18 protein-coding genes are annotated in these 26,506 nt (G+C 71.9%); all 18 read right to left on the bottom strand.

All coding sequences use genetic code 11. The features are described from left to right. Window positions 1–37 precede the first annotated feature (37 nt). Window positions 38–1,336 (bottom strand): DUF4910 domain-containing protein, encoded by a 1,299-nt coding sequence (locus tag E0F75_RS37415; RefSeq protein ID WP_229315446.1) that lies wholly within the window; start codon window positions 1,334–1,336, stop codon window positions 38–40. Continuing rightward, on the bottom strand, window positions 1,333–2,358 hold the full coding sequence (locus E0F75_RS37410; RefSeq protein WP_229315445.1) for an NAD(P)-dependent oxidoreductase: 1,026 nt from the start codon (window positions 2,356–2,358) through the stop codon (window positions 1,333–1,335). The genes E0F75_RS37415 and E0F75_RS37410 overlap by 4 nt, the downstream gene beginning before the upstream one ends. 3 nt (window positions 2,359–2,361) lie before the next feature. Continuing rightward, on the bottom strand, window positions 2,362–3,009 hold the full coding sequence (locus E0F75_RS37405; RefSeq protein ID WP_229315444.1) for a PIG-L deacetylase family protein: 648 nt from the start codon (window positions 3,007–3,009) through the stop codon (window positions 2,362–2,364). Then, a complete protein-coding gene (locus tag E0F75_RS37400) occupies window positions 3,006–3,815 on the bottom strand; it encodes a glucose-1-phosphate cytidylyltransferase (RefSeq protein ID WP_229315443.1) in 810 nt (269 codons plus the stop codon). The genes E0F75_RS37405 and E0F75_RS37400 overlap by 4 nt, the downstream gene beginning before the upstream one ends. Next, the gene (locus E0F75_RS37395; RefSeq protein ID WP_229315442.1) at window positions 3,812–5,047 is read right to left on the bottom strand and encodes a class I SAM-dependent methyltransferase; all 1,236 of its coding nucleotides are present in this window, start codon (window positions 5,045–5,047) and stop codon (window positions 3,812–3,814) included. The genes E0F75_RS37400 and E0F75_RS37395 overlap by 4 nt, the downstream gene beginning before the upstream one ends. Then, the gene (locus E0F75_RS37390) at window positions 5,044–6,324 is read right to left on the bottom strand and encodes a glycosyltransferase family 4 protein (RefSeq protein WP_229315441.1); all 1,281 of its coding nucleotides are present in this window, start codon (window positions 6,322–6,324) and stop codon (window positions 5,044–5,046) included. The genes E0F75_RS37395 and E0F75_RS37390 overlap by 4 nt, the downstream gene beginning before the upstream one ends. A gap of 7 nt (window positions 6,325–6,331) precedes the next feature. Next, a complete protein-coding gene (locus tag E0F75_RS37385) occupies window positions 6,332–7,621 on the bottom strand; it encodes an O-antigen ligase domain-containing protein (protein ID WP_229315440.1) in 1,290 nt (429 codons plus the stop codon). 1 nt (window position 7,622) lies between these two features. Further along, entirely contained in the window at window positions 7,623–9,224 is a 1,602-nt protein-coding gene (locus E0F75_RS37380) for a right-handed parallel beta-helix repeat-containing protein (RefSeq protein WP_229315439.1), read from the bottom strand. An 8-nt stretch (window positions 9,225–9,232) separates the two neighbouring features. Further along, the gene (locus E0F75_RS37375) at window positions 9,233–11,194 is read right to left on the bottom strand and encodes an alginate lyase family protein (RefSeq protein ID WP_229315438.1); all 1,962 of its coding nucleotides are present in this window, start codon (window positions 11,192–11,194) and stop codon (window positions 9,233–9,235) included. After that, a complete protein-coding gene (locus tag E0F75_RS37370) occupies window positions 11,191–13,371 on the bottom strand; it encodes a bi-domain-containing oxidoreductase (RefSeq protein WP_229315437.1) in 2,181 nt (726 codons plus the stop codon). Before E0F75_RS37370 ends, E0F75_RS37375 begins: the two co-directional genes overlap by 4 nt. Before the next feature lie 16 nt (window positions 13,372–13,387). Continuing rightward, window positions 13,388–15,322 carry an asparagine synthase (glutamine-hydrolyzing) gene (gene asnB, locus E0F75_RS37365; protein WP_229315436.1) on the bottom strand — a complete coding sequence of 645 codons (1,935 nt, stop codon included), beginning with the start codon at window positions 15,320–15,322 and terminating at the stop codon, window positions 13,388–13,390. A 3-nt stretch (window positions 15,323–15,325) separates the two neighbouring features. Beyond that, the gene (locus E0F75_RS37360; protein ID WP_229315435.1) at window positions 15,326–16,882 is read right to left on the bottom strand and encodes a Wzz/FepE/Etk N-terminal domain-containing protein; all 1,557 of its coding nucleotides are present in this window, start codon (window positions 16,880–16,882) and stop codon (window positions 15,326–15,328) included. Further along, window positions 16,879–18,276 carry a polysaccharide biosynthesis protein gene (locus tag E0F75_RS37355; protein ID WP_229315434.1) on the bottom strand — a complete coding sequence of 466 codons (1,398 nt, stop codon included), beginning with the start codon at window positions 18,274–18,276 and terminating at the stop codon, window positions 16,879–16,881. Before E0F75_RS37355 ends, E0F75_RS37360 begins: the two co-directional genes overlap by 4 nt. After that, window positions 18,273–19,526, bottom strand: coding sequence for a glycosyltransferase family 4 protein (locus tag E0F75_RS37350; protein ID WP_229315433.1), 1,254 nt, complete (start codon window positions 19,524–19,526; stop codon window positions 18,273–18,275). Before E0F75_RS37350 ends, E0F75_RS37355 begins: the two co-directional genes overlap by 4 nt. 1 nt (window position 19,527) lies before the next feature. Continuing rightward, window positions 19,528–20,844 (bottom strand): nucleotide sugar dehydrogenase, encoded by a 1,317-nt coding sequence (locus tag E0F75_RS37345; RefSeq protein WP_229315432.1) that lies wholly within the window; start codon window positions 20,842–20,844, stop codon window positions 19,528–19,530. 73 nt (window positions 20,845–20,917) lie between these two features. After that, window positions 20,918–22,396, bottom strand: a complete 1,479-nt coding sequence (locus E0F75_RS37340) for a sugar transferase (RefSeq protein ID WP_229315431.1) — start codon at window positions 22,394–22,396, stop codon at window positions 20,918–20,920. A 576-nt stretch (window positions 22,397–22,972) separates the two neighbouring features. Then, the gene (locus tag E0F75_RS37335) at window positions 22,973–23,758 is read right to left on the bottom strand and encodes a heparin lyase I family protein (RefSeq protein WP_229315430.1); all 786 of its coding nucleotides are present in this window, start codon (window positions 23,756–23,758) and stop codon (window positions 22,973–22,975) included. Between the two features lie 97 nt (window positions 23,759–23,855). Then, complete coding sequence (locus tag E0F75_RS37330) at window positions 23,856–26,297, bottom strand: polysaccharide lyase 8 family protein (RefSeq protein ID WP_229315429.1); 2,442 nt, start codon at window positions 26,295–26,297, stop codon at window positions 23,856–23,858. Window positions 26,298–26,506 lie beyond the last annotated feature (209 nt).

The following is a 26,506-nucleotide window of genomic DNA, read 5'->3' as shown; positions in this document are numbered from 1 at the left end:
GGGCGTCGTCGTCTTCTCCCTCTCGGCGCTCGTCACGTCATGCCTTGATCAGTCCGGCGGCGGCCAGGGCGTCGGCCGCTCCGGCGACCGAGTCGAACGGCAGCCCGGACCGCTCGGCGACGTCCAGCAGACCGCGCTCGCCGTCGGCCAGGCTGAGCACCCACAGCATGGCCATCTGCGCCTGCTTCGCGTCGCTGCGGCCGCCGAGCGAGTCGTACAGCCCGCGTCGGCCCAACTGCGGCTCGCCGTACGGGCTGAGATTGACGTACCGCCGGTTGCGGTCGAGCACGGAGAACGCCTCGCGGCAGACGGCCAGCGTGTCCTCCATCGCCTCCGGGGAGACGAAGTCCGGGTTGTCCGCCGAGGTGTGGTACTCGGGGTACCCGGCGTACGGAGTGCGGCTGAGCGATCCCACACCGAGATCGAAGCCGGGCGAGCAGTACTGCCGCTCGTCGTAGCCGTACGGCGTGAACTCGTTGACCTGGTGCGGGCGTTCGGAGGCGGCCAGGACATGCGACAGCACCCGGTCGATCTCCGCGTCGCCGCGCCTGCTCCGTTTGTACGTCAGCCGGCCCGAGTCGCCGGCACAGGCCAGCACGAGCCCGTGCCTGACCTTCTCGATCCGCTCCGCGTTGCGCGCCAGCCAGGTGATCGCCCCGATGGTGCCCGGCGCGTAGATGAACCGGTAGGTGTAGTACGGCGTCTCCTCGGCCAGCGCCCTGGCCAGGAACGTCGCCACCGCGATCCCGGCCAGGTTGTCGTTGGCCAGCGACGGGTGGCAGACGTGGCAGGAGACGATCACCTCGTCGGCGACCTGCCCGGGGACCACGTGCTCGGCGTAGGTGAGGTGGCCGTCCGCGAGCGTGGAGTCGACGCGCACCTCGTACTCGCCGTCCGGCAGCGCGTCCAAGGTCTCCTGGGCCAGGCAGAACCCCCATTCCGGTGTGTAGTAGCTGGTGCGGTACGGCACCCACGTCGGGTGGTCCGGCAGGGTGTGCAGGTGTTCCCGCAGCTCGGCCAGCGGCATGGTCCGCGACACCGGCACGCTGTAGCCGAGCACGTGCAGGCTGGACGCGGCGAAGTCGACGACGCGACGGCCGGCGGAGTCGGCGATGTACGCGTCCCGGATGTTCCACTCCTGCGGCACCGTCCAGTCGAGCACCTGCGTCCCGGTCGGCACCTCGTGCACCTCCAGCGGAACGTACTCGCCGACGATGTCCAGGGTGGCGCGCACCCCGTCGCCGGTGATGCTCCGGCAGAGCGGGTACAGCCGCTCCACCAGCGCGTGCATCCGCTCGCCGGCCGAGGTCGTCGGCTCCTCGCCGGCCGCGGTCATCGGCGCCACCGCAGGGTGTCGTCGACGGCGCCGTTCCCGGACGCCGCACGCAGCACGGCGAGCCGGGTGAAGCGACGCTCGAAGTCCTCCCGGGTCAGACCGAAATCCCGGTAGGCGTCGGCGAGTTCGAGCGCGCCGCGCTTCACCGTCCACTCGCAGTCGAAGCCGGGCAGCGCGGCCCGGAACCGGGAGAAGTCCACCCGGTACGACCGCGGATCGGCACCGGTCTCCCCGGTGATCACCACCTTCGAGCCGGACACCGCCTCGGCGACCTGCTCGGCGATCTCGGCGACCGTGACGTTGTTGGTCTCGCTGCCGATGTTGAACGCCCGGTCGTGCACCGCTTCGCGCGGTGCGGTCAGCGCGGCGGCGAAGGCCCGTGCGATGTCGGCGGCGTGCACCAGCGGACGCCACGGCGTGCCGTCGGACATCACGAGGACCTCGCCGGACAGCAGCGCGTGGCCCACCAGGTTGTTCAGCACGATGTCGGCGCGCAACCGCGGCGAGAAGCCGAACGCCGTGGCGTTGCGCATGTACACCGGGCTGAAGTCGCCGTCGGCGAGCGCGTGCAGGTCGTCCTCCACCCGCACCTTGGACTCCGCGTACGGCGTCACCGGGCGCAACGGGGCTTCCTCCGACACCAGTTCGTCACCGCCCGCGGCGCCGTAGACCGAGCAGGTGGACGCGTACAGGAAACGCCGTACCCCGGCGTCCTTGGCCAGCCGGGCGAGCCGTACGGAGGCGTGGTGGTTGATGTCGTAGGTGAGGTCCGGCGCCAGCGAGCCCAGCGGGTCGTTGGAGAGCGCGGCCAGATGGATCACGGCGTCCACCCCGGCCACGTGCTCGGCCGTGACGTCGCGCAGGTCCACCCGGTGCCCGGACGGGTCCGCGGGCGACGGGCCGAGCACGCAGTCCGCGAACAGGCCGGAGTCGAGACCGACGACCTCGTGCCCGGCGGCCGTGAGGACCGGGGCCATCACGGTGCCCAGGTAGCCCTGGTGTCCGGTCAGCAGTACGCGCAAGGTTCATTCCCCCAGATCGAGAGTGAGTTTGGTGACCGCGAACGCCTCGGCGTACCGCGCGTGGCATTCGATACCGCGGATCCGGGCAAGGCCGAGGAAGGCCTCCCGGTCGTACCAGGGGCGGTGCCGTTGCGAGGGGTAGTGCTCCTGCAACAGCCGCACCTTCTGTTCCGCGACCTCCGGCGACAGCGGCTGGTACGCCGCCGGACGGCCGAGGTCGCCGTCCCACTTGACGATCTCGTAGCCGAGCACGAGATGGTCGCGGAACGCGGTGGGAAGCAGCCGCGCCAGACCGCGATGGTCCTGGTGCGCGTCATCGGTACGCGGCGCGAGGACCACGTCGGGCTCGGTCCGGGCGCGCAGCTCCTCGACCGCGGACTTGGCCTCCTCCCAGTGCGCGGGCAGCCGGCCGTCCGGCAGCTTGAGCACGGTCAGCCGCAGGTCGGCCCCCGGGCAGAAGGCGGCGAGCGCGGCCCGCTCCTCCTCCTCGCGCTCGCTGCCGCCGCCGGAGAGCACCAGCGCGTCGACCCGGGTGCCCGGCCGCGCGAGGCACATGGTGAGGAGCGTGCCGCCGGCGCCGATGGCGATGTCGTCGCAGTGCGCCCCCACCGCGACGATCCGGTCGAGGCGCCCGGAGCCGAGGCGGATCACGCGGACCCCACCGACGCGCTCGTGCTCGCGCCGTCCCGCTCCCACACGGCCCACGGACGGTCGCCGCGGGTGTAGGCGGCGTCGAGCGCGGCCCGCTCCTTCACAGTGTCGGTCGGCTTCCAGAAGCCGCGGTGCTGGTACGCCACCAGCCGCCCGCGCTTGGCCAGTTGGGCACAGCCGTCGGCGACCAGGTCACCGTTCTCCGGTATGTGGTCGAAGACCTCCTGGCGGAGCACGAAGTAGCCGCCGTTCTCCCACAGCGGCATGTCGCTCACCGCCGTGATGCCCCCCACCAGACCGTCCTCACCCAGGTCCACGCAGTGGAACGAGGACTGCGGCGGCACCACCATCATCGACGCGCCGGCGTCGCGCCGGGAGAACCGGTCGATCATCTCCGGCAGCGGGGCGTCGGTGAGCACGTCGGCGTAGTTGGCGAGGAACATCTCGTCGCCGTCCAGGTGGTGCCGCACCCGGCGCAGCCGCTCCCCGATCGGCGACTCGATGCCGGTCTGCGCGAACGTGATCGTCCAGTCGGCGATGTCGGTGGAGAGCAGCTCGGTCTTCCCGCCCCGCAGCACGAAGTCGTTGGAGGTGGTCTCCTCGTAGTTGAGGAAGAAGTCCTTGATGTGGTGCGCCCCGTACCCGAGGCACAGGATGAACTCCGTGTGCCCGAAGGACGCGTAGTAGCGCATGACGTGCCAGATCAGCGGGCGGGGGCCGACCATCGCCATCGGCTTGGGGATGTCGTCGGAGGCTCCGCTGCGCATACGCAGCCCATAACCGCCGCAGAACAGTACGACCTTCATGGCTTGACCTCGACAATGCTCAGTTCCGGGATGGGGAAGACCAGCCGGCCGCCCCACTCGTGCACGAAGGACAGCTGCTCGACCAGCTCGTCCCGCAGGTTCCACGGGAGGACGAGGACGTAGTCCGGCCGGTCGGCGGCTATCCGCTCGGGCGGCAGGATCGGGATGCGGGTGCCCGGCGTGAACCGGCCGTGCTTGTAGGGGTTGCGGTCGACCGTGTAGGCGAGCAGGTCGGGCCGGATGCCGCAGTGGTTGAGCAGCGTGTTGCCCTTGCCCGGGGCGCCGTACCCGACGACCGTCTCGCCGCGCTCGGCGACGTCGATGAGGAACCGCAGGAGGTCCCGGCGCACCTTGGCCACCCGGGCGGAGAACTCCGCGTACCCGGACAGCTCCTGGAGCCCGGCGGCCTTCTCCCGGTCGAGGACGTCGGCCACCCGGCGGCTCGGCTCGCCGGCGACCTCGGACGGCCGCGCCCACAGCCGGATGGAACCGCCGTGCGTGGGCAGCAGCTCGACGTCCACGAGCGTCAGCCCGCCGCTCGCGAGCGCCCGGGCGGCGGAAGCGACCGTGTAGTACTGGAAGTGCTCGTGGTAGATCGTGTCGTACTGGTTCTCCTCGATCAGGGTCAGCAGGTGCTGCACCTCGATGGAGACCCAGCCGTCGTCCGCGACCAGGGCGCGCAGCCCCTGGGTGAAGCCGACCACGTCGGGGATGTGCGCGTACACGTTGTTGGCCACGACCAGGTCCGCCGGGCCGTGCTCGGCGCGGACGGCCGAGCCGGTCTCCGGGGACAGGAACTCCGTGAGCGTGGGCACACCCGCGTCCCGCGCCGCGGCACCGACGTTCACCGACGGCTCGACGCCGAGGCAGCGGATCCCCCGGTCCACCACGTGCTTCAGCAGGTATCCGTCATTGCTCGCGACCTCGACCACGAAGGCGTCGGGGCCGAGCCCGACCCGCCGCAGGGCGTCGGCGACGAACGTGCGCGCGTGCTCCACCCAGGAGGTCGAGTACGAGGAGAAGTACGCGTACTCCTGGAACGTCTCCTCCGGCGTGATCAGCGGCGGGATCTGTGCGAGCCAGCAGTCGGTGCAGACCCGCAGGTGCAGCGGGTACGCGGGCTCGGGCTGGTCCAGTCGGTCCGCGGCGAGAAAGCTCTCGCACGGCGGAGTCGCCCCCAGATCGACGACGCTGGCCAGCGCCGCCGAACCGCAGAGTCGGCATCGTGTCATTTCTCCTGCCCCCCATCTCCGCTCGCGCGGGTGCCCCGCGACGAGCCGGCTTCTTCGTTCCCTACCGGCGGCGCGCTGTTCCCGCCGCCCGGCCGCACCGCGATCGCGGTGCGGTACTCCTCCAGGAGGCGCTCCAGCCCCACGGAGGGGCTGAACCCCTTCTCGTAACGGCGCCGGGCCGCCTCGCCCATCTCCCGGTTGCGGTCCGGCTCCGCCGTGATCCGGCGGAGGCGGTCCGCGAGCGAGGAGGGATCGCCCGGCGCGTGCAGCAGGCCGGTCACCCCGTCCTCGACGAGTTCGACGAAGGCCCCGTGCGCGGCGGCGACGGCCGGGACCCCCGCCGCCATCGCCTCCGCGACCACCAGGCCGAAGGTCTCCATGGCCAGCGACGGAGCCACCACGGCCACCGACCGCGCGAGGGCGCGGCGGCACTCCGCCGGGTCCCACAGGCCGGTGTACCGGACGTCGTCTCGGCCCGCCGCCCAGGCGGTCACCTCGGGCTCCAGCGGCCCCGCCCCGGCGATCACGAGCGGCACGCCCACACCGCCGCCGGCGGCGATCTCGTCCCACGCCGCCATGAGCAGCCGTATGCCCTTGGCCTCCGCGAGCCGGCCGAGGAAGAGCAGCTGCTCGCCGGGGCGCGTCCGTACGGTGCCCGGGTCGGGCACGAAGTTGTGCTTCACCGCGAGCCGCTCGGCCGGCATGCCGGACCGCACCAGGACGTCGCGCTGCGCCGCGGAGATGCAGAAGAACCGCTCCACGCCGGACCACCACCGCCGCCGGTTGACGGACAGACTGACCGCGAGCGGCACCGTCGCCAGCCGGGAGTTCCGGTAGCAGCCGTGCCGGACGGCGGGCAGCGGCAGTGCCGGCCCGACGCACTCGGTGCACTGCCGGCCGTCCCGGTGCAGCGTGCCGGGCGGGCAGACCTGGGTGTAGTTGTGCAGCGTGGCGACGACGGGCACACCGGCGTCCGCGCAGGCGGCGAGCACCGAGGGCGACAGGAGCGGGAACACGTTGTGGACGTGCACCACGTCCGGCCGGTCGGCACGGAGCCGGGCGGTGAGCTCGGCGCGGGCCGACGGGTTCCACGGCACGAGCAGCGGCACCGCGACCTTGCCCAGCAGGGAGCGGGCGGCGATGTCGTCACTGCGCCGCTCGAACAGGTCGACCCGGTGGCCGGCCGCGCGCAGCAGCCCCACCTCTTCGTCGACGACCCTGTTCTCCCCGCTCGGCTGTGTCGAGGAGTAGCGGTTGTGGACCACAAGGACATGCATGTTCAGGTCACCTCCTGGCCCAGAGCGGGATACGTCGTCGGTGGATGTCGTGCGTCGGGAGGGGCGTGGCCGGGGCGGGGACCGCGAGGAGCGAGGCGGCCAGGGCCAGATGGAGCAGATACGCCGAGGCGTCGCCGAGGCCCACCTCGGTGTACGACGAGATCCCGCAGTAGCCGATCAGGAAGATCGCGCAGGCCCTCGGCAGCGACGGCGGCCGCAGCAACGCGACACCGCCGAGCACGATGACGATCGCCGCCACGAGGGTGACGCCGACCAGCCCCTGCTCGTCGTAGACGGCCAGCCAGCTGTTGTCGATCGGCAGCCCGTCGAACGACTTGTCGCCCAGGCCCGTGCCGAACACCTTCTCCCCGGTCGTCCGGGGCGCCGAGAGAAGCGCGTCCCAGACCTTGGCCCGCCCGGTCAGGTTGGCGAAGTTCTCCTGGCTCTGGCCACGCAGGAACCACGCCCGCAGCGCGGAGCTGAACACCACCGCGGCCACCGTGGCGCACAGCACCGCCCAGGCGAAGAACCGGCGGGCGGCGCCGCTCGTCAGGACGAGCGAGCCGATCGCGAGCACAAGACCGATGAGCAGGCCGAGCGTGGCCGTCCGGGTGTGGGTCATCGCGAGCAGGACGAGGGACGGCACGATGACCACCGCGGCCCCGGCCCCGGTGGTCCGGCGGCCGAGCAGGAGCAGCACGGCGAGCCCGATGACCACCGCGGCGTACTGCCCGATCTGTGGCGGGGTGAGCGGCCACAACGCGCCGACCAGACGCCCGCCGTAGTACTCGGGCATGGCCGTGGCGGGGGAGACGGCCAGGCCCGCGGCCACCAGGACGAGGACCGCGAAGTACATCCGGATGTGGTACCGGACGAAGGTCAGGCTGCCGTCCCACCAGCGGCTGAGCAGCCACAACGTGCCGACGAAGAGAGCCAGCCGGGCACAGCGGAACAGCGCGCCGAACCCGACCTCCAGCTGCACGCTGGCGATCACGCTCGGCACGAGCAGCAGCGTGAGCAGGAACACGAAGGCGCTGGGCCGGACGCGCAGCCGCGGATTGAGCGCCAGAGCCAGCGCGAACGCCGCGACCAGCGCACCCATGGTGGCCATCTGGATGAGGGAGCGGGGGATCGCGACGACGGTCTTCGCCCCCGCGGAGCCGAGCGTGTTGAGGCCGAGCAGCGCCCAGACGATCCCGACGGCCTTCGGAGTGCCGCCCGGGCGCAGGGCGGCGGGTCGGGTGCCCGCCGTGTCCGCTCCGCCCGGCAGCCGGTCGCGGCTCAGGTCCTCGTCCATCTCAACCACCGGCCCGGGGGCTGAAACTGCTGCCCGCGTCCTGCCGGTACGGCGAACCCTGCCACTGTCCGGAGTCCAGCGTCCTGCTCCCGTCGCCGGCGACGAAGCTCCACGGCCCGCGGTAGACGTTCCCGTGCCAGCGGTTCTGCTGCCCGTGGGTGATCGCCTCGGCGACCTGCCTGCCCTTGTACGGCGACCAGTCCGGAGAGGTGCCCTCGTTGGCGAACACCGCCATGCGCCCGCACTCCGTCGTGCACCCGACGACGGACGGGTCGAGGACGAAGCGGTTGCCGTGGATGTCGACCCGCTGCGTCTTCCACCGGCAGTCGCCGTGGAGCGGCGCGGTGGCGATCGCCGGCCGCGCGCAGCGGCCGGTGTCCTTCACCAGCAAGGTGCAGTAACCGGTCGACGTGTTGGCCGGGCTGTTGCAGAACCGGTCGGCGTTCTCCCACAGGGTGATCCCGTTCCAGTTGTTCTCCAGGACGTTCCCGTAGATCTCGATCCTGTCCGTGCGGGCCGGGATCCGTGGTTCGCCGCCCGCCTCGGACACGTAGACGGTCGCGTACGGGAAGTCGTCGCCGTCCTTGGCGTACGCGCGGCCCTCGACCCAGTTGTTCCGCCGGATCGTGTTGTTGCGGAGGACCGCGTTGTAGCTGGTCTCGTACATCAGCGCGGCACCGTCGTTGGACTCGAGCAGGTTGTCCTCGATACGGAAGTCGTTGTTGTTGTTGTCGGCCCACAACCCGGTCCCGCGGTTGTGGTGCACCCAGTTGCCGCGTACGTCGGCGCCGTCGACGGCCCAGAACTTGATGCCGCCGGTGCAGCCGCAGCCCGGCTGCCGCCGCTCCCAGTCGTCGGTGTTGTTGCCCGTGATCTCGTTGCCCTCGACCACCAGGCCGCGGATCGAGTCACCGGTCTTGTACGCGTTCATGCCGTACTGGCCGTTGTTCCGCAGACAGCTGGCGCGGACCCGCTGACGTGCACCGGCCATCAGCCCGGCCCCGGAGTTGTCCTGGACGGTCGCGTGCTCGATGACCCACCCGTCGGCCATGTCGTGGTTGACCACGCCCTCGTCGTGCGGCGCGATGAAACGCTCCACGGTCAGGTAGCGGATGGTGACGTCGGGGGCGGTGCCGCTGAACGCGTACTGGTTGATCTTCCGGCCGTCGAGCACCGCGCCCGGCGCGCCGAGGTAGCGGTTGCCCTTCTTGGCCATGACCTGGGCATACGGGTCCGGCTCAAGCGTGTGCCTGCCCGGTCGAAGCCAGAACGTGGTGTTCGGGGGGCTGTTCTCGGTCTTCGCGGCCAGGTCGCCGACGACCGCGGGGTCCACCGTCACCGCGCCCGCCGGCGCCTTCACCGGCCCGGCCGCGGGCCGGTCGCACACCCGGGCCGGGGAGGCGGAGGGCGCTCCGGGGGCTTCGGACGTTCCGGAGACCCGGGGGGAGGCGGACGCGTCGGACGTGCCGGACGTGCCGGAACCGGCGGTTCCACCGGTCGCCTTCGCCGGGGCGTCCGGCGTGCCCGTGCAGCCGGTCGCCAGCAGCAGGACCGCCGTCAGCGGTGCCACCGCCCACACCCCGTACCTCCCCCTGATCCCCACGCGCCCCCCTAGCCGCGGAACCCGAGCACGGTGGTGAACCCGGACGCGCCGTCGGCGAAGCCGGTGCCGACCAGCGTGGTGGCGGGCTCTTTGCGCCCGAAGCCGGCGGAGTACCAGCCCAGCGGCGGGTTGGTCTCCCCGCGGTGCGCCTGCCAGGACAGCTCCCCGGGCAGGTCGAGCACCGCCGAGCGGTCCTCGCCGTCCCGGGTCCAGGTGAGCATCGCCCGGCTTCCCGACAGGTCCGCGGAGATCGCCGGACCCAGGTGGAACGCCAGGCGTACGGCCCCGGGGTCGCCGCGGACCTCGTCGACCACGCGCACCTCCCGGCTCGCGGCGGTCAGCTCCACCCGGCGGCGGTGCACGGAGCGCTGGTAGCCGTCGTGCTCGGCACACCAGCGAGCCGTTGCCCCGGTGGTGGCGACGGACGGGTCCGCGACCAGCACACGGGTGCGGGCATGCCGGGTCCACAGGAACGGGCCACCCGAGACGGACTGGTCACCGCCGTCCCACTGCAGGGTGTTGTGGCCGAGGGTCGACCGGAAGTACTGCCGCCACTCGGGCTGCCCGTGGTAGCAGAACGTCCCCGGGTCGGCGAGCACGTCGACCCCGTCGTGCCGGACCTCCACGGAGAGCGCGTCCGCGTGGGCGTGCGCGGCGATGGACAGGAACCCGTGCGGGCCGCCGTCGCAGCGGCACCAGATCTCCTCGGGACCGCGCAGGATCGTCATGCCCGCGTCGGCGAAGTGGGCCGGTCGGTCCGCCGGGCGGGTCACCGCCGGTCCCGTCCTCGCGTACGGCCGGACGAGCGCGGCGAGCAGCGGGGTGCGCACATCGGTGCCGGTCACCTCCGGCCACCAGTCAAGCCGGCCGAACACGGCGTCCCCGGTGGCGAGCAGCGAGGCCCAGCGGTCGGTGCCCGCGCCGTCCACGATGAGACCGTGCCCGTCGTCCGCGTCCCCCTGACGCGGCGGCCGTAACCGGCCGTCCACGATGGCGGCGAGCGCGTCGGTCATCCGCAGCAGCACCAGCCGGGTCGTGGCGGGAACCGCCACGCCCGCGGCATCCGCCTCGGCCACCGCGGCCAGGCCGAGTTCGAGCACGAGCCCGTGGTACTCGGTGGCCAGCTCGCGGTTGAGGCCGGAGCCGAAGGTGTTGCTCCGCAGATGTCGGTCGAGGGACCGCATCGCGTCGGCCCGCCAGCCCGCCGACGAGGGGAACCACCCGAACGCGCAGGCCGCGGCGAGCTGCCCGGCGGCCTCGGCGATGATGTGGTTGTTCGCCGATGACCCCCGGCTGGGGAAGGCGGCCAGCCAGCGCTGGTGGTGCCAGATCTGCTTCCGCGCCACCGGGTTGTCCTCGAACAGCGCGGCCGCGCCCGGCCAGCCGTCGAGCAGCCGCCGGATCCACACCCAGGACAGCAGCCGGATCCCCAGCTCGATGCCGCTGATCCAGTGCACCCCGCGCAGCGGCGCGTTGGCCGCCCACCACAACCGCAGATGCCTCGCCACCCGCTCGGCGTACCGCTCGTCCCCGGTGACCGCGTAGGCGGCGGCGAGCACGGTGAGGTACTGGTGCCGGGACAGCTCCCAGATCTGCTTGATGTCCCCGACCGTCTCCTCCTTCCGGTACGGCACGTCGAAGGCATAGCCCCACGGAGCCCGGCGGCCGGTCTTCGGGTCGTACCACCAGTCCGGGTCGGTCAGGTCGTCGCGGTGCACCCCGAAGTACTCGGCGTGCCCGGCCATCAGCCGGTCCGCCTCGGCGACGAGCCGCTTCGCGGCGTCCGGCGGCACCGCGGCGAGCGTCCCGGCGGGCAGGACGGCGGTGAACCGGGCGCCGGTCACGCTCGGTGCGTCCGGCAGCGCCGACCGCCAGCGCCGCCTGCGCACCGTGTCGCCCACCCGGCCGCCGACCTCCTGCGGTCCCATCCGGGACAGGCGCCGGAGGTACCAGCCCGCACTCATGGTCATCGAGCAGCCGCCAAGGTCACCGGCGCACCGCCGGCCAGCCCGGCCCGCACGGCGAGGGTGGCCGCCGTGGTGGCGACCAGCGACTCCAGCGGCACCGGCATCGGCCCGCCGGTCCGCACGGCCCTGACGAACGCCGCCAGCTCGGCGTTCTGGCCCTTGTCCCGGGCCTGCGGCAGCCGCGAGCTGACCCAGCGCTTGCTTCCGTAGACCGAGGCGCGGACGAAGTCGTCGAGCCGCAGCACCTTGCCGTCCGCGACGAGGTCCAGCGTCTCCTTGGGGAAGCTCGAAGGCCCGGTGGTGACGTAGCTGATGGTGGCGGTGGACCCGTCCGGGTAGCGCAGCACGACCTGCAGGTCGTCGTTGCCGGACGTGGCGACCGCGTACACCGAGACCGGGTCGGCCCCGAGCAGCCAGCTCGCCGTGTCGATGAAGTGTCCGCCCTCGCCGGCGAACCGCGAACCCTCGGTGCCCTGCTGCAGGTACCAGCTGCCGTGCTGCAGCCGGCCCGCGTTCACCAGGTAACGGAGGTTCGCCGGGCCGGTCCGGACGCCGAACCGCGTTCTGGCCTCCTGCAACAGCGGCGCGAACCGGCGGTTGAAGCCGACCTGCAGCCGGTCGTTGCCGGACTCCTCCACCGCCGCCAGGACCCCGGCCAGCTCGTCCTCGGAGAGGGCGAGGGGCTTCTCCACGAACACCGTCTTGCCGGCGAGGAGCGCCTTCCGGGTCAGTTCGGCGTGCGAGCTGTGCCGGGTGACGACGAACACCGCGTCGATGGACGTGTCGCCGAGCACGGCGTCGAGATCGGTGGTCGCCTCGGCGAAGCCGAACTTCCGCTGCGCGTTGGCCGCGGACAGCGCCGTCGTGGTGACGACGGTGGACAGCTCGACGCCGTCGCGCCGGACCAGATGCGGCAGCAGCATCGACGTCGCGTAGTTCCCCGCGCCGACGAACGCGAGGCGCACCGGCCTCTTCGCCGGCCGGGCCGGGGCGGGAGCTGCGCCGCCGCGTCGCACCGCGGGCACGGCCACCGCCGGAGCCGGTGTCTCCCCCTTCTCCTCGGGGTACCGGAACAGCACGGCCACGGCCTTCAGGTCGCCGTCCTTCAGCCGGCGGTACGTCTCGACCGCGTCGTCGAAGCCGGCGACGTGGGACACCAGGGGCTCCACGTCGACACGGCCGCGGGCCATGAGATCGAGGAAGCACGCCAGGTTGCGGCGCTCGGTCCACCGGACGTAGCCGATCGGGTAGTCCCGACCCTCCAGTTCGTACTCCGGGTCGTAGCGCCCGGGGCCGTACGAGCGGGAGAACCGGACGTCCAGCTCCTTCTCGTAGTACGCGTTCCACGGCAGGTCCAGACGGCACTTGCCGATGTCGACGACCCGGCCGCGGTCCCGGCACAGCCGGGCTGCCAGCTCGACGGGCTGGTTGCTGCCGCCGCCGGCGGCCAGGTACACCTGGTCCACGCCGTGACCGTCGGTGAGTTCGGCGACGGCGGCCTCCACCGCAGTGGCCGCGGGATCGCCGCAGGCCACGGCGCCCAGGCGCTCGGCGAGCTCGCAGCGCGCCGGGTCGGGGTCGGCCCCGACGACGCGGACGCCCGAGGCGGTGAGGAGCTGCACGACCAGCTGCCCGATCAGTCCGAGACCGATCACGAGTGCCACCTCGCCGAGCTGCGGCTCGCCCTGCCGGACACCCTGCATCGCGATCGATCCGACGGTGCCGAAGGCCGCGTGCCGCGGCGCGAGGCCGTCCGGCACCTTGGCGTAGAGGTTCTTCGGCACCCAGTTCAGCTCGGCGTGCAGGGCGTGCTCGTTGCCTGCGCAGGCCACGACGTCGCCGACCTTCACGTCGTCGACGCCGGGGCCGACCTGCTCGACCACCCCGCACAGCGAATAGCCCAGCGGGGTGTAGGAGTCGAGCTTGCCCATCACCTTCTGGTAGGTGGCGGGAATCCCGTTGGTGGCCACGCTCTGCATGACCTTGGCCACCTGGTCCGGCCGGGAGCGGGCCTTGCCCAGCATCGACATGCCGGCCTCGGAGACCTTCATGAGCTCGGTCCCGGTCGATATCAGCGAGTAGGAGGTGCGGACGAGCACACCGCCCGGCTTGCACCCCGGTACCGGCACGTCGAGCACCGCGAGTTCGCCGGTCTTGTAGTTCTGTACAACCTGTTTCACCGAAGTCCCCTTGTTTCTAAGCCTTCTCGTGCGTATCCCGGCCGGACCCGGAGGTCGCGCCGCGATACCAGTACTCGAGGGTCAGCACATGCCAGAGATGCTTGGAGAAGTCCCGCTGCCCGGCCGCGTCCTCGGCGACCATGCGCGCCAGCGCGTCGCGGCGCAGGAAGCCGTTCCGCACGAGCACGCCGTCGTTCACCACCTCGCGCACCAGCGGTGCCAGATCCCGGCTCATCCAGGCGCGCAGCGGGGCGCTGAACAGGCCCTTGGGCCGGTACACGATCTCCCGGGGCAGGATCGAGGTGGCCGCCTCCTTGAGGACGGCCTTGCCCTGCCGTCCGACGATCTTGCGATCGCCGGGCACGGCGAACGCCGCCCTGACCACCTCGACGTCCACGTACGGCACCCGCACCTCGGTCGACGCGGCCATGCTCGACCGGTCCGTGTACGCGAGGTTCAGGCCCGGCAGGAACATCCGGGCGTCGCCCAGGCACATGCGGTTGACGAAGTCGTCGAGGTCGTTGTCCTCGTAGACGTCCGCGTGCTCGGTCAGCACGTCCCCGACCGTCCCGGCCAGGTCCGGATTGACCAGGGCGAGCAGCTCGTCCTGGTCGTACATGGTGTAGCTGCGCCGGAACGCGGTCTCCTCCGGCAGGTCGGCGAAGGAGAGGAACCGCTTCGCGAAGCGCACCGACCGGTAGCCCCGGCGGGCCGTGGCGACCGGCAGCCGGTCCACCGCCGCGGACAGACCGCGCCGCAGCGGGCCCGGCACGCGCTGGTAGCGCAGCGCTATCAGGTTGGCCAGGTGCTTGCGGTAGCCGGCGAACAGCTCGTCGGCGCCCATCCCCGAGAGCATCACCTTGACCCCGGCCTCCCGGGCGGCCGAGCAGATCAGGAAGGTGTTGATCGCGGCGGGGTCGCCGATCGGCTCGTCCAGGGTGTGCGTCATCCGCGGCAGCAGATCGAGCACGTTCGGAGCGATCTCGATCTCGTGCAGGTCGACGCCGAAGCGCTCGGCCACCTGACGCGCATAGCGCAGGTCGTCCGGCATCGCCTCGAACTTGGCGTCCTCGGCGCGGAACCCGATCGTGTAGGCGGAGATCCCCGGCCGGTCGCGGGCCGCGAGCGCGGTCAGATAGCTGGAGTCGAGACCGCCGGACAGGAACGTCGCCACGGGCACGTCGGAGAGCAGATGGCGCCGGGTCGACTCCTCGACAATGGCTGCGATGTCCGGCAGCTCGCCGCTCAGGGCCCGCTCACGGCCCTCGGCGGCGACGTCCCTCAGATGCCAGAACCGGCCGCGCTCCACCCGGCCGTCGGGCCGGCACCGGAGCCAGCTCCCCGGCGGCAGCTTCTCCGCCTCGCGGTACGCGCACCGCGAGTCCGGCACCCAGTAGTACAGCAGCGAGGCCACCAGTGCCGCGTCGTCCACCTCCAGTGATCCGCCGGTGGCGGTCGCCAGCGCCTTCAGCTCGGAGGCGAACACCAGCCCCTCTCCGCGCCGGAGCAGGAAGAGCGGCTTGATGCCGAGCTGGTCGCGGACGAGCACCAGCTCCCCGGTGCGCTCGTCGAAGATCCCGAACGCGAACATGCCGCGCAGCCGGGGCAGGCAGTCCGTGCCCCAGCGCCGCCACGACTCGAGCAGCACCTCCGTGTCGGACGTACCGCGGAAGCGCACCCCGCCGGCCGCCAGCTCGGCCCGCAGCTCGGGCGCGTTGTACAGCTCGCCGTTGTACGTCAGGACGAGGCCGTCCGAGACCATCGGCTGAGCGCCGTTCTCCGACAGGTCCATGATCGCCAGTCGGCGGTGCCCGAGGTGCACCTCGCCGTCACCGGCGCGATGGCTGTACCGGCCCGCCCCGTCCGGGCCGCGGTGGGCGAGGGTGTCGGTGAGCCGGTCGGTCACGACCTTCCCGTCCGGCCACCGGTACGTGCCTGCGATGCCACACATGTCCTACCGCTCCCCCTGGTCGTCGCTGTCCGGAACCCGTGCCGCCCACATCGGCAGCCGCTCCGCCCGTCGCCGGCCCTCCCCCACTGCCGGAACGGCGTGGGAGGTGCCCCCACCGTTGCGCCGGGCCGGCCGGTCGCCCTCGCCGCGTGGCGCGGCGTACGGCCCGTCCCACAGCGTGCCGTCGGTCCGGTCACCCGAATCGGGGTCGATCAGCACCACCCCGATCACCTCGATGCGCTGGTCCGAGAGGTGCCGCGCCACGGTGTGCAGCCATGCGGCGCTGCCGTGCCCCGCGCGTACGACGAGGACCGTCCGGGTGCCGAGGTGCTGGAGGTCGGTCCACGCCGTACCGGGTGCCACCGAGCCGACGCCGAGCCGGCGCTGCTGGTGCGGGACGGACGCGGCCCCCTCGGCGCTGACCACGGTGGGGTCTCCCGGCTTCGGGCGGCGGTGGGTGAGCGGGAGGCCGGGCAGGCCGTCGATGACGGCCACCGGCCCGTCCGCCCCGAGTGCGCCGGCGAGGTCCAGGGCGATCCCGGTGGTGGCCCGCGCGGAGCCCAGTTCCAGCAGGGACACCGGTCCCGCGGAGCCGCGCACGGTGCGTGCCAGGGACGCGGTGAGCCTCGTCCGGGCCGCCAGGACCCGTCGGCGCTGCCACAACCGGGGCGACCGGCGGGGCAGTTCGGCGATGACGGAGGCGCCCAGGTCGGCCGCGATCTCACGGCGCAGCACGGGGCGGTCCGCCACCACCGCGCCGACCGCGGCCACCGCGAGCCCGAGGGCGAGCCCCAGGGCAAGCCCGATCGCGGCGTTGGTGGCGGCGGTCCTGGGCAGGGAGTGCCGCACCGCGCGCGGGGCGTCCACGATCTGCGTGCCGGAGACGAGCCGGGGCGTGCCGATCCGCGCTTCCGCGGCACGCCGGCCGAAGTCGGATATCTGCGAGGTGAGTTCGGCCCGGCGGGCGAAGAGCGACTCCATGTCGGCCGACACCTTCGGCCCGCTCTCCGACGATCCCTCTCCGATGGCCTTGTCGACCTGGGCGAGGTCGGCCCGCAGCCGGTCGCGCTGGTCGAGCAGGGCCTTGGACTCGGCGTTCGCCGCTTCCCTTATCCGCCGGACATGGTCGGCGACGAACGCGTCGGCGAGCGCCTGGGCGCGGGCCACGGCCTCCGCGTCGCTGTCACCCGCCACGTCGATCCGCAGCAGGTTGTTGGTCAGGCCGACACCCTCGTAGTCCTTCATGAACTCCTCGGGCTTCTCCCGGGAGCCGAGGGACCGCAATGCCTGGTCGGCGATACGGGTGGTCTGCAGCAGCGCCGCGTCGGTCCGGATCAGGGTTCCGGGGTCGTTCGGCTGGTCCTCCTGATGGGCGACCAGGAGTTTGGTCGTCGCGCTCGGCGGTGGTGGCAGCAGCACGGCCATGGCCACGCCGAGGAGCAGTCCGACGAGGGCCAGGGAGCCCCAGAGGCGGCGTCGCCTGCGGACCGCCACCACGAGGACCTGGAGGTCGAGCAGGGGAGCGGTGGCCGACGACTCCGGCGTCGTACGCGTCGTCACTTCTCACCCCCCGCCGGGTCGCCGACGCCCACGAGCACCGGCGTGGTGGCACGGCGAGAGCGGCCGGAGGAACGGGTCGGACGGGCCCAGACCGTGCCGGCCAGGACGGTGCCGACGACCTCGTGCCCGGCGTCGGCACACGCCTCGGCGATCCCGGCGAGTTCCCCCGCGGTCCAGCTGCCCGCACTGACCACGATCAGGGCACCGGACTCGCCCGCGCGGTCCGGCACCATCGGCCGGGACACCGGGACCTCCACGACGTGCAGCACGAGGAGTCCGCTGCTCGAAGCGTCCGGGGAGGAGTCGTTCCCGGCCTCGGCGACGAGCTGCACGGCGGCCCGGCGGGCGGTCTCGTCGCCCTCCGGGACGACGACAAGCAGTCGCCGGGGGGCCGGCAGCCGGTCCCGGAGGCGGGCGCACACCCGCCGGTAGCGGATCAGCCTGCTCTCGTCGTCGCCGGAGGCCCCCGGGGACGGTATGTCCCAGCGGACGTCGACGCCGAGCAGCCGGCGGAACAGGGCCCGGGGGCCACCGCCCTTCGGCCGGTCCGCGGCCCGCTCACCCGGTACGTCGACGGCGCCGAGCAGCGTCGAGCCCAGTACCGCGGTGATGTCCGCCCCGGTGCGCGGCCGGCGACCCACCCGCGCGGCGGCGAGATGACCGATGACGGCGAACAGCACGAACAGCAGCGCTCCGCCGGCGACGAGCTGCGTCCTCGTCGGCGGCGCCTCGCCGGCCGGCCGGGCCGCCGGGCCCATGACGACCATGTCTGGCCGGTCGGTCTCCGGGTCGGCCTTGTCCAGCTTGTCCACGGCCTCCTGCAGAGCGGTGCGCAGCTTCGCGAGCTCGGTACGGGTCTGCACGCTCTCCACGCTCTGCCCCGGACCGGCCTCGTCGGCCAGTTCGTTGATGCGGCGGGTGGTCTTCACCACCAACTGCCGCAGTGCCTCGGGCTGCGCAGCCGCCTCGGGGTCGGTGTTCTCGCCCATGATCTGTGCGGCGAAGGTGACGAACTGCTGGGCGACCGTGTCGGACAGGCGCTGTGCGCGCTCCGGGGTGTCGGCCGTGCCCGAGATCTTGATGATGTTCCCGTCGGCGGCCTTGGCGCTCACCCGGTCCCGCAGCTCGATGCCGTCGACCCCGGCCCAGCCGAGGGCGGCGGCCGCCCGGTCGACCACCACCGAACTGGTCGCGATCTCCGCCTGGGTCAGCAGCTCGCGCTCCTCCCACGCCCCGGGCAGCAGCACCGATGCCGACGTCGTGTAGCGCGGCGGAATCAGCAGGGAGGTGCCGTAGCCGACGAGCGCGCCCACCACGGCCAGGATGGTGAGAAGCCGCCCACGCCGACGGAAGATCCGTCCGATCGTGACCAGACGTATGGTGTCATCGCTCAACGGCGCGGCCTTCTCCCCGTCCGGACCGGGCCGTTCACCGACACGGGGGCGTGATCACGGCAGGCGGCGGCGTAGGCGGCCAGCAGCGACTGCTGCGAGTGCCGCCAGGCGAGCTGCCCGCTGATGCGTTCCTGGCCGATCTTGCCCATCCGGGCGCGCTCCTCCGGATCGTCGAGGAGCCGGGCGACGAGCCCGGCGAACGCGCCCTCGTCGTTGGCGGGCGCGTACACGGCGGCATCGCCGGCGGAGACCCGCGCCTCCCGGAGGTCGAACGAGACGATCGGCCGGCCCATCACCATGTACTCGAGGACCTTGTTCATGGTCGACACGTCATTGAGCGGATTGCGGGGATCGGGCGAGAGGCACACGTCCGCGGTGGACAGGTAGCGCACCAGGTCGGCGTCCGGGATGCGGCCGGTGAACTGCACCTGATCCGAGAGCCCGAGCTGCCGGGACAGCTCGACCATCGCGTCGAAGGCGTCGCCGGCGCCGACGAACACCGCGTGCCAGTCGGTCCGCCCGAGCTCGTCGCGCAGCTTCGCGAGGGCCCGCAGGGCGTAGTCGACGCCGTCCTGCGGCCCCATGACACCGAGGTAGCACAGCAGATGAGGCTTGCCGCGCTTCAGTTCCGGCTCGGGCGGCACCGGGTGGAACCGGTCGATGTCGGGCGCGCTGCGCACCACGAAGACGTCCTCGGGCCTCCGGCCGCCACGGCGCAGCGCGACGTCCCGGTAGCTCTCGTTCGTGGCGAGCACGACGTCCGCGGCCCGGTAGGTCATCCGTTCCAGCGCGCACACGGCGCGGTAGAGCAGGTCCTCGCCGCGGTCGAACCGGGAGAGGTACAGCTCGGGCACCAGGTCGTGCTGGTCGAAGACGAACCGCGCCCCGCGCCGCTTCAGCCACCGGGCCGGCAGGAACAGCAGGTCCGGCGGGTTGCAGGCGTGGACCACGTCGACCGGGCCGACCTCGCGGGCCAGCCGGAGCGTGTGCCACAACGCCGTCCCGTACTCCCGCAGATAGCCGGCCGGACCGCCGGTGGCGGCGCGCAAGGGGTAGCGGTGGATCCGCACCCCGTCGATCACCGCCTCCGGTTCCGTGTCCCGCTTCTCACCGCGGGGGCAGATGACGTGCACCTCCCAGCCCGCGTCGCGCAGGGTCGTGCACTCCTGCCACACCCGCCGGTCGAACGGCACCGACAGGTTCTCCACCAGGACGAGCGCGCGCCGAGCCGGCCCGTCGCCCCCGGTCATGTCACCAAGCAAGGCCCACGTACCCCGGTTCGGCCCGGCGCGCGTCGGCGTCGGGAAGGTGGATGAGATCGACGATCACCGGGCCGTCGCCATGGGGCAGCGCCGCCAGTACGGCCGGATCCCCGGTCCCGACCAGGCACACCTCGGCATGGTCGAGCACCTCGTCGACGGAGTCCGCGAGCAGCTGCGCGAGGTGCGGCAGCCGGGTCTCGATGTACTCGCGGTTCGCGCCGAGCAGCCGGGAGAGGTTCACGTTGGGGTCGTAGATCCGCAGGTCGTACCCCTTGCCGAAGAGCCGCTCCGCCAACTCGACGAGCGGGCTCTCGCGGAGGTCGTCCGTGCCGGGTTTGAAGGAGAGACCGAACATGCCCACCCGGCGCTTGCCGGTGCGCTCGACCAGCTCCACCGCGCGCTGCAGATGGTCGGCGTTGGAGGGCAGCACATGGGCGAGGATCGGCACCGAGACGTCGTGCCGCCGCGCCGCGTGGACCAGGCTGCGCAGGTCCTTGGGCAGGCAGGAGCCACCGAACGCGAAGCCGGGCCGCAGGTAGGCGGGGCTGATGTTCAGCTTGCGGTCGGCCAGGAACACGTCCATCACCTGGTGCGAGTCCACCCCGAGCGCCTGGCACACGGCGCCCAGTTCGTTCGCGAAGCCGATCTTGAGGCCGTGGAACGCGTTGTCCGCGTACTTGATCGCCTCGGCCGTCGGGACCGGTACCCGGAACACCTCGCCGGGCAGTCCGTCGTACAGCGCCGCCACGACGTCGCCGCTCTCCGGGTCGAGCTCGCCGATGACGGTCTTGGGCGGGTCGAAGAAGTCCCGCACGCTCGTGCCCTCGCGCAGGAACTCCGGGTTGACCGCGACCCCGAAGTCCACCCCGGCCGTGCCGCCGGCGAACTTCTCCAGGATCGGCACCAGCAGGTTCAGGCAGGTGCCCGGCAGCATGGTGCTGCGGAACACGACGGTCTGCCGTCCGCCCCGCTCGGCCACCGCGGCACCGATCTCCTCGGTGACCCGCTCCAGGTACGTGGTGCACAGGCTGCCGTTGGGCTCCGACGGCGTGCCCACGCAGACCAGCGACACATCGCTGTTCATGATCGCCTCGCGGACGTCCCGGGTGGCGCGTAACGTACCGGCCCGCACGACGTCGGCGATGAGCTCGCCGATCCGCTCCTCGACCACCGGGGCCTTGCCGTCGTTGACCAGGTCGACCTTCACCTGGTTCACGTCCACTCCGATGACCTCGTGACCGAGGCTGGCCAGGCACGCGGCCGACACGCAGCCCACGTAGCCGAGCCCGAAAACGCTGACTCTCATGCCCTGTTCCTCCCCCTGGGCAGGCCCTTGTGGCCTGCCGTCCCCGAGCCGACCGGACGACGCCCCCCGCGCATCAGTAGGCCCCCTTGCCATGGATCACCGCACGCAACGTCTTCCACAAGATCACCGTGTCCAGGGCGAGCGACCAGTCCTCCACGTACCGAAGATCCAGCCGGACCGCCTCCTCCCACGACAGGTCGCTGCGTCCGCTGATCTGCCACAGGCCGGTGAGCCCGGGCTTCACGAGGAGCCGCCGCCGGATGTCCGGGCCGTACGCGGCGGACTCCTCCGGCAGCGGAGGCCGCGGGCCGACCAGCGACATGGAGCCGGTGAGCACGTTGAAGAGCTGCGGCAGTTCGTCGAGCGAGTACCGGCGCAGCACCGTTCCCACCCGGGTCACCCGCGGATCGCGGCGGAGCTTGAACAGCAGGCCGGCGCCCTCGTTGCGGTGGGCCAGTTCGGCGCGCGCCGCGTCGGCCCCGACCACCATGGTGCGGAACTTGAGAATGGTGAACTCGCGGCCGTCCTTGCCGACCCTGCGCTGGCGGTAGACCGCTCCGCCCCTGCTGTCCACCAGCACGAACAGCGCGACCAGCAGCATCAGGGGCGCGAACAGCATCAGCAGGACCGCCGCGCCCATCCGGTCGACGACCTCCTTGACCGCCCGACGACCGCCGGTGAAGGTCGGCATGCTGACCCGCAGCAGCGGGATGCCGAGCACCGCGTCGACGTGCAGCCGCGGACCGGCCACCTCCATGAGCACGGGGGCCACGACCATCTCGGCGTCGCTGCCCTCGAGGTTCCAGGCCAGCCGCTGCAGCCGGTCCGGCGACCAGTGCGGGTCGGGTGTGACCGCGACGACACGGTAGCCGTCGCGGCGCACATGGCCCGCGACGTCGGCCAGTTCACCGACGACCGGCACCCCGTCCACCTGGTCGACGTCGAGCCCGGGACTGTCCGCCGTGCACACCGCCTCCACACGCCAGCCGAGGTGCGGGAACTTGCGGGTCCGGGTGATCAGATCGCGCACGGTGGCCGGGCTCCCGGCGGCGAGCACCGGGCGCAGACACCGTCCTTCTTTCCTTTGTTTGTGCAGCCAGAGGCGGAGCAGATAGCGCTCGGTCATGGTGACGAGCGCGATCACCGGTATCGCGACGAAGATCCAGAGCTTGATGTTGCGCGAGGTCAGCGCGATCCCGACCAGTGCCAGCACGACGGCCGCCGTGCACAGCGAGCGTCCGAGCCGGCGGAACTCCTCGGCGCCCTGGCCGAGTACGGCCGGAGACCAGGACCGGCTCACCGCGAGCGCCGCGAGCACGAGCAGTTCGGTGGCGAAGGCCAGGATCCTCCACTTCTCGTGCCAGTTGGCCGCGTCCCGGACCCCGAAGAAGCCACCGATCGCCGCCACCACGAAGGCGGTGGCCACGGTGTCACTGGTGATCACGGCCCGGCGGTACCGCTGCTCCCAGTCGATCGTGGTCCTGCTGATCGGCCCGTTCTCCAGGCGCTCGTGCGCCGATGGAAATGGACTGACTAACTCACCCTGCTGCACAGACCCCCCCAGGGCGTCAGTGGGCTCGACGTGTTGGCTCCACACGGTTCCTCCCCCCGGGAGGCGCCCCCGCCCCCCGCGCCGCTCCTCCCCTCGGGAGGCCCCCGCCTCCCGCGCCGCGCTGTTCCTCTCACCGGGATGGGCCCCCGCCCACCCCGCGCATGACGTACCGGTGTTGCAGCGTTACGTGAACACGCTCATTCAGGCGACCGGGGACGGCGTTGAAGGCCGTCCCCGACGCTGGATCGAAAGATCATGATTTGTCGCCTGGTGTCCGAGCTGTGAAGCATGGTCAATCTAGAGCATCGGGACCCGTCTGGAGAGGGGATGTATGCAATTTGTGCTGAACCTTTGAAGGTGGAGTCACCGAAGGGTGACGGCCCGCGGCCGTGTTGACGACGGAGACATGCCGGGTGACCTGTGACGACGGGATTTCCGTAGGCTGCCGGCACCGCCGATTCCGAGCCGATCCGGAGGTGTCGGCCGAGGCATGCTTGGCTTGTTCTTTAGCCTGTTCGCGCCGAAGTGCCCCCGTCCTGACTGCTGTTGATACCGAGCGCCCCCCGCTCGGATGTTTCAGTCGACGTCGGCCCGTGTCGTGCCCATCCTCAGGCCGTCGATCCAGTGGACCGACTCGACACCGACGATGGTGGAGCCGTACGAGCCCCAGCGGGGGGCGTTGCCCTTGAGGTCCCAGGTCCGCGCGTTCCGGTGGTCCGCGACCAACTGGTCGTTCACATAGAGGAGTACGGAACCGCTCGTGGTGGCCCGGGCGTCGATGCCCAGCTCGACCTTGTTCCAAGTGCCGGGAGTCCAGGCGACGTTGCCGATGGGTATCCACTGCTCGCCCGGGGCGACGTACCAGATCTTCAGACGGCCGTCCTCGACCTTCATGATCACCGGGTAGTTCTGGTCGTGCTCGGCGCCGGTGCCCCACGACTTCCACTGGAAGACGGTCTGGGTGTTGCCGGTCTTGGTCATGGACTCCCAGCCGAACCAGTACGTCCGGCCGGATGCGAGGGTGTGGCCCGCGATGCCGTGTCCCTCGCACCGCTCGGACCCCACCGCCTTGGTGAAGCCGAAGATCTTCCCGCGGCCGTCGCTCCAGTCCGGCTGGTAGACGTACGACGGGGAGTCGCAGAGGACCGCGTCGAACACGGCGGTGCCGCCGTTGTCCGCGTCGCCGTCCCACTCGACCGCGGCGTGCGCGGGGGTCGCCAGGGCGAGCGGGAGTGCCGCGGCGAGTGCCGTGGCGGCCGGCAGCCACGTGCGCCGGCGGCGCGGCGCCTGCCGATCGGCGGGGGAGCGACGGGTGGACGAGCGGGAGACGCGGGGGGAGTCTCCGGTGTCGTGGTGATGCATGAATTCCTCCTGAGGGGAGAGCAGAGTCCGCAAGAGGCGCGCGTCCGAGCGGCGTTGGGGGTGTTCACGCCCCGGGCGCGCGCCTCCGGTCACGGGATCAGCCGAGGCGGACGGTGACCTTCTGGGGTGCGCCGGCCTGCCCGGTGAGGTCGCCGAAGGCGAGCCTCAGCGAGGAGCCGGTCGTGGCGGCGGTGACCGTGGCGGGCTTGGAGAGCACCTTGGTCACCCTGCGGTTCCAGACGATGTCCAGCGAGGTGGCCTGCCGTGCGGGGTCCGAGACGACGAGGGTCGCCGTGCCGTTGCGGTGCTCCCGTACGAGCACGGAGGCGGGGGCGCTCGCCCGGAGCCTCTCGACGGTGCCCGCGCTCCAGAAGTTCACCGCGGTGAGGCCCAGCTTCGGCACGCGAACGCCCTGCTGCGCACCCGAGTTGGCGAGGATGCGCAGCCGGCCCCGGTCGTGGGCGCGGTGGGCGGTGGCCCTGGCACTCGCTCCCGGCAGCAGGACATAGGCGTAGCCGCCGCCGGCCGGGTCGACGCCGTGGTCGGTGAAGAGGGTCAGGTAGCGGCGGGTGATCGGGTCGGGGGAGCCGCCGGTGTTGATGTCCCGCCAGGAGCCGGTGCGTTCCTCGCGTACCGCGCCGAGCTTGGCGCCGCCGGGGAAGACATAGCCCGCATGCCCGGCGATGTGGGCCCACTCGGCGTCGCCGAAGGTGGCCGTCCAGCCCTGGGTCAGGGGCTGCGGCCGGCCGTCGACCGTGAGCACCGGGGCGCCCGTGGCGCCGAGGGCACGGTTGTCGACGGTCGTCTCGACGGCATGGCCGTCCGTGGCGGTGATGCCGGCGCCGAGGCAGACGACGGAGTCGTCGAGGCAGAACCAGGACTTCTTGGCGTCCAGGGTGCTGGACAGCCCCTTGAGGTGCTGGCCGATGGCGGCGTACTCGCCGTCGGTCGTGCCGCCGACCCAGGCCGCGTCCGGCATGGGCTGCCCCCAGTTGCCGCCCTCGCCGTCGGCGAGCGGCTTGCGCGAGGCGGTGATGCCGGGCAGGCGGTACGGGTCGACGGTGGGCCAGTACGCGTCCGAGTACTGCTCGAGACCGAAGTCGCCGCCCCACCAGGAGAGCCATCCGGCGCCGGTGTGGTAGCCGCGGGCGTGCTCGCCGTTGCCGAACTCGTAGTGGGCGATGCGGTTCGAGGCCATGGAGAAGGAGGCCGCCCAGTCGCGGCGCCGGTGCGTGGCCCGGGCCATGTTGGGGAACAGCCGGTGCTCGACGGGCTCGGGGGCGGCCTTGACGGAGGTGTCGTCCTGCAGCGCCTGCAGCAGCGATGCCCTGATCAGGCTGAGGCCGGGGTTCTTGAGCGCGGGGTAGTAGTAGTCGCGCTGCAGCCAGCCCTTGACCATCGCCCGCCAGCGGGCGTTCTCCTCGGGGCTCGCCCCCTGGCCGACCAGCAGGATGGTCGCCATCAGGCCGTGGGCGCGCTGGTGCTCGTTGGTGCCGATGCGGCTGATGCCCCGACTGCTGACGTTGTCCATGATCAGGCCGTTGTGGATGAAGGGCGCGACGGCCTTCTCGATCGTGTCGAGGAAGAGCTGCGTGCCCGGGCCCGTCACCTCCCAGCTCGATCCGCGCAGCAGGGCGAGCAGCCGGCCCACGCCGTCGTGCAGCACCGCGCCGTAGCCCCCGATGTAGGGGACGTTGCGGTGCTGGACGAACGATCCGTCGTCGTAGAAGCCGTCGCCCGAGGTGACGTAGGGGAAGACCGGGGCCAGTGCCTGCGACGCCAGCGTGATCTTGGCCGGGTCCTTGCCGACGATGCCGCGCAGGACGACTCCGCGGCACAGGTCGACCCGGTTGGCGCCGGTGCTGGTCCCGGTGTACGAGGCGAAGACCGAATCCGGCACGAACGCGTCGACGGCCCGGCAGTAGTCGGCGATCCGGCTCGCCGACAGGTGGTCGTACATCAGCACGCAGGTGTCCATCAGCGCCTGAGGGGCGCCGATCTGCCAGTTGTACCAGTTGCCGTACCGCGTCGTGTGCTCGTTGTAGACCTCGGAGTAGAGGTGGTCGAGGCCGGTGAGGACGGCGTCCCGGAGTCCGGTGTCCCCGGTCAGTCCGGTGCCCGGCTGGGAGTACGCCTCGGCCATGGTCCGCAGCCGGTTGTAACCGTCGTTCATGGTCGCCGAGAAGGCGTACGACTCGGCGTCGAGGTCGGGCTCCGGGTCGGCCCAGGAGCGGCCGGGCCAGAGCGAACCGCTCGCGGGGGCCATGGTCGCCAGGTAGCCGGCCGCGGTCGTGCCGAGGGTGCTGAGGATGGTCCGGAACGGTTCCGCCGTCGGGCTGAAGCCCGTACCGAGGATGAGGTCGCGCCACGTGCCGCGCAGCGTGGCGAACTCCGCGTCGGACGTGGCGGTGAACGTCCCCGCGTCCCCGGGGACTTCGGAGGCGCCGGACGGGTGCGCGAGCGTCCCGGTGAGTCCGAGGGCGAGCGCGCCCCCGCCGGCGGCGTGCAGGAAGGTGCGGCGAGGCCAGGGAGATGGCATGGGAGACGACCTTTACGGGAGGAGCGCGTCGTTGCCTCGGCGCTGTCGCTGGCTCGTAAGCGTGGGGGTTTTTAACACGCAGAAAAGCAAGAGGGCAACGCTTTGGACAGGAACCGCCATCGATTGTCCATTCGATAGAGAACAGACAGAATCGATCGCAAGGTCGGCAGTCGGTGGCTACACTGCTCCTGAACTGGGCCGTCGTTCGA

The sequence above is a fragment of the Streptomyces sp. CB02980 genome (assembly GCF_014451325.2).
GTDB lineage: Bacteria > Actinomycetota > Actinomycetes > Streptomycetales > Streptomycetaceae > Streptomyces.
This window is presented reverse-complemented; position numbering and strand designations above follow the sequence as displayed.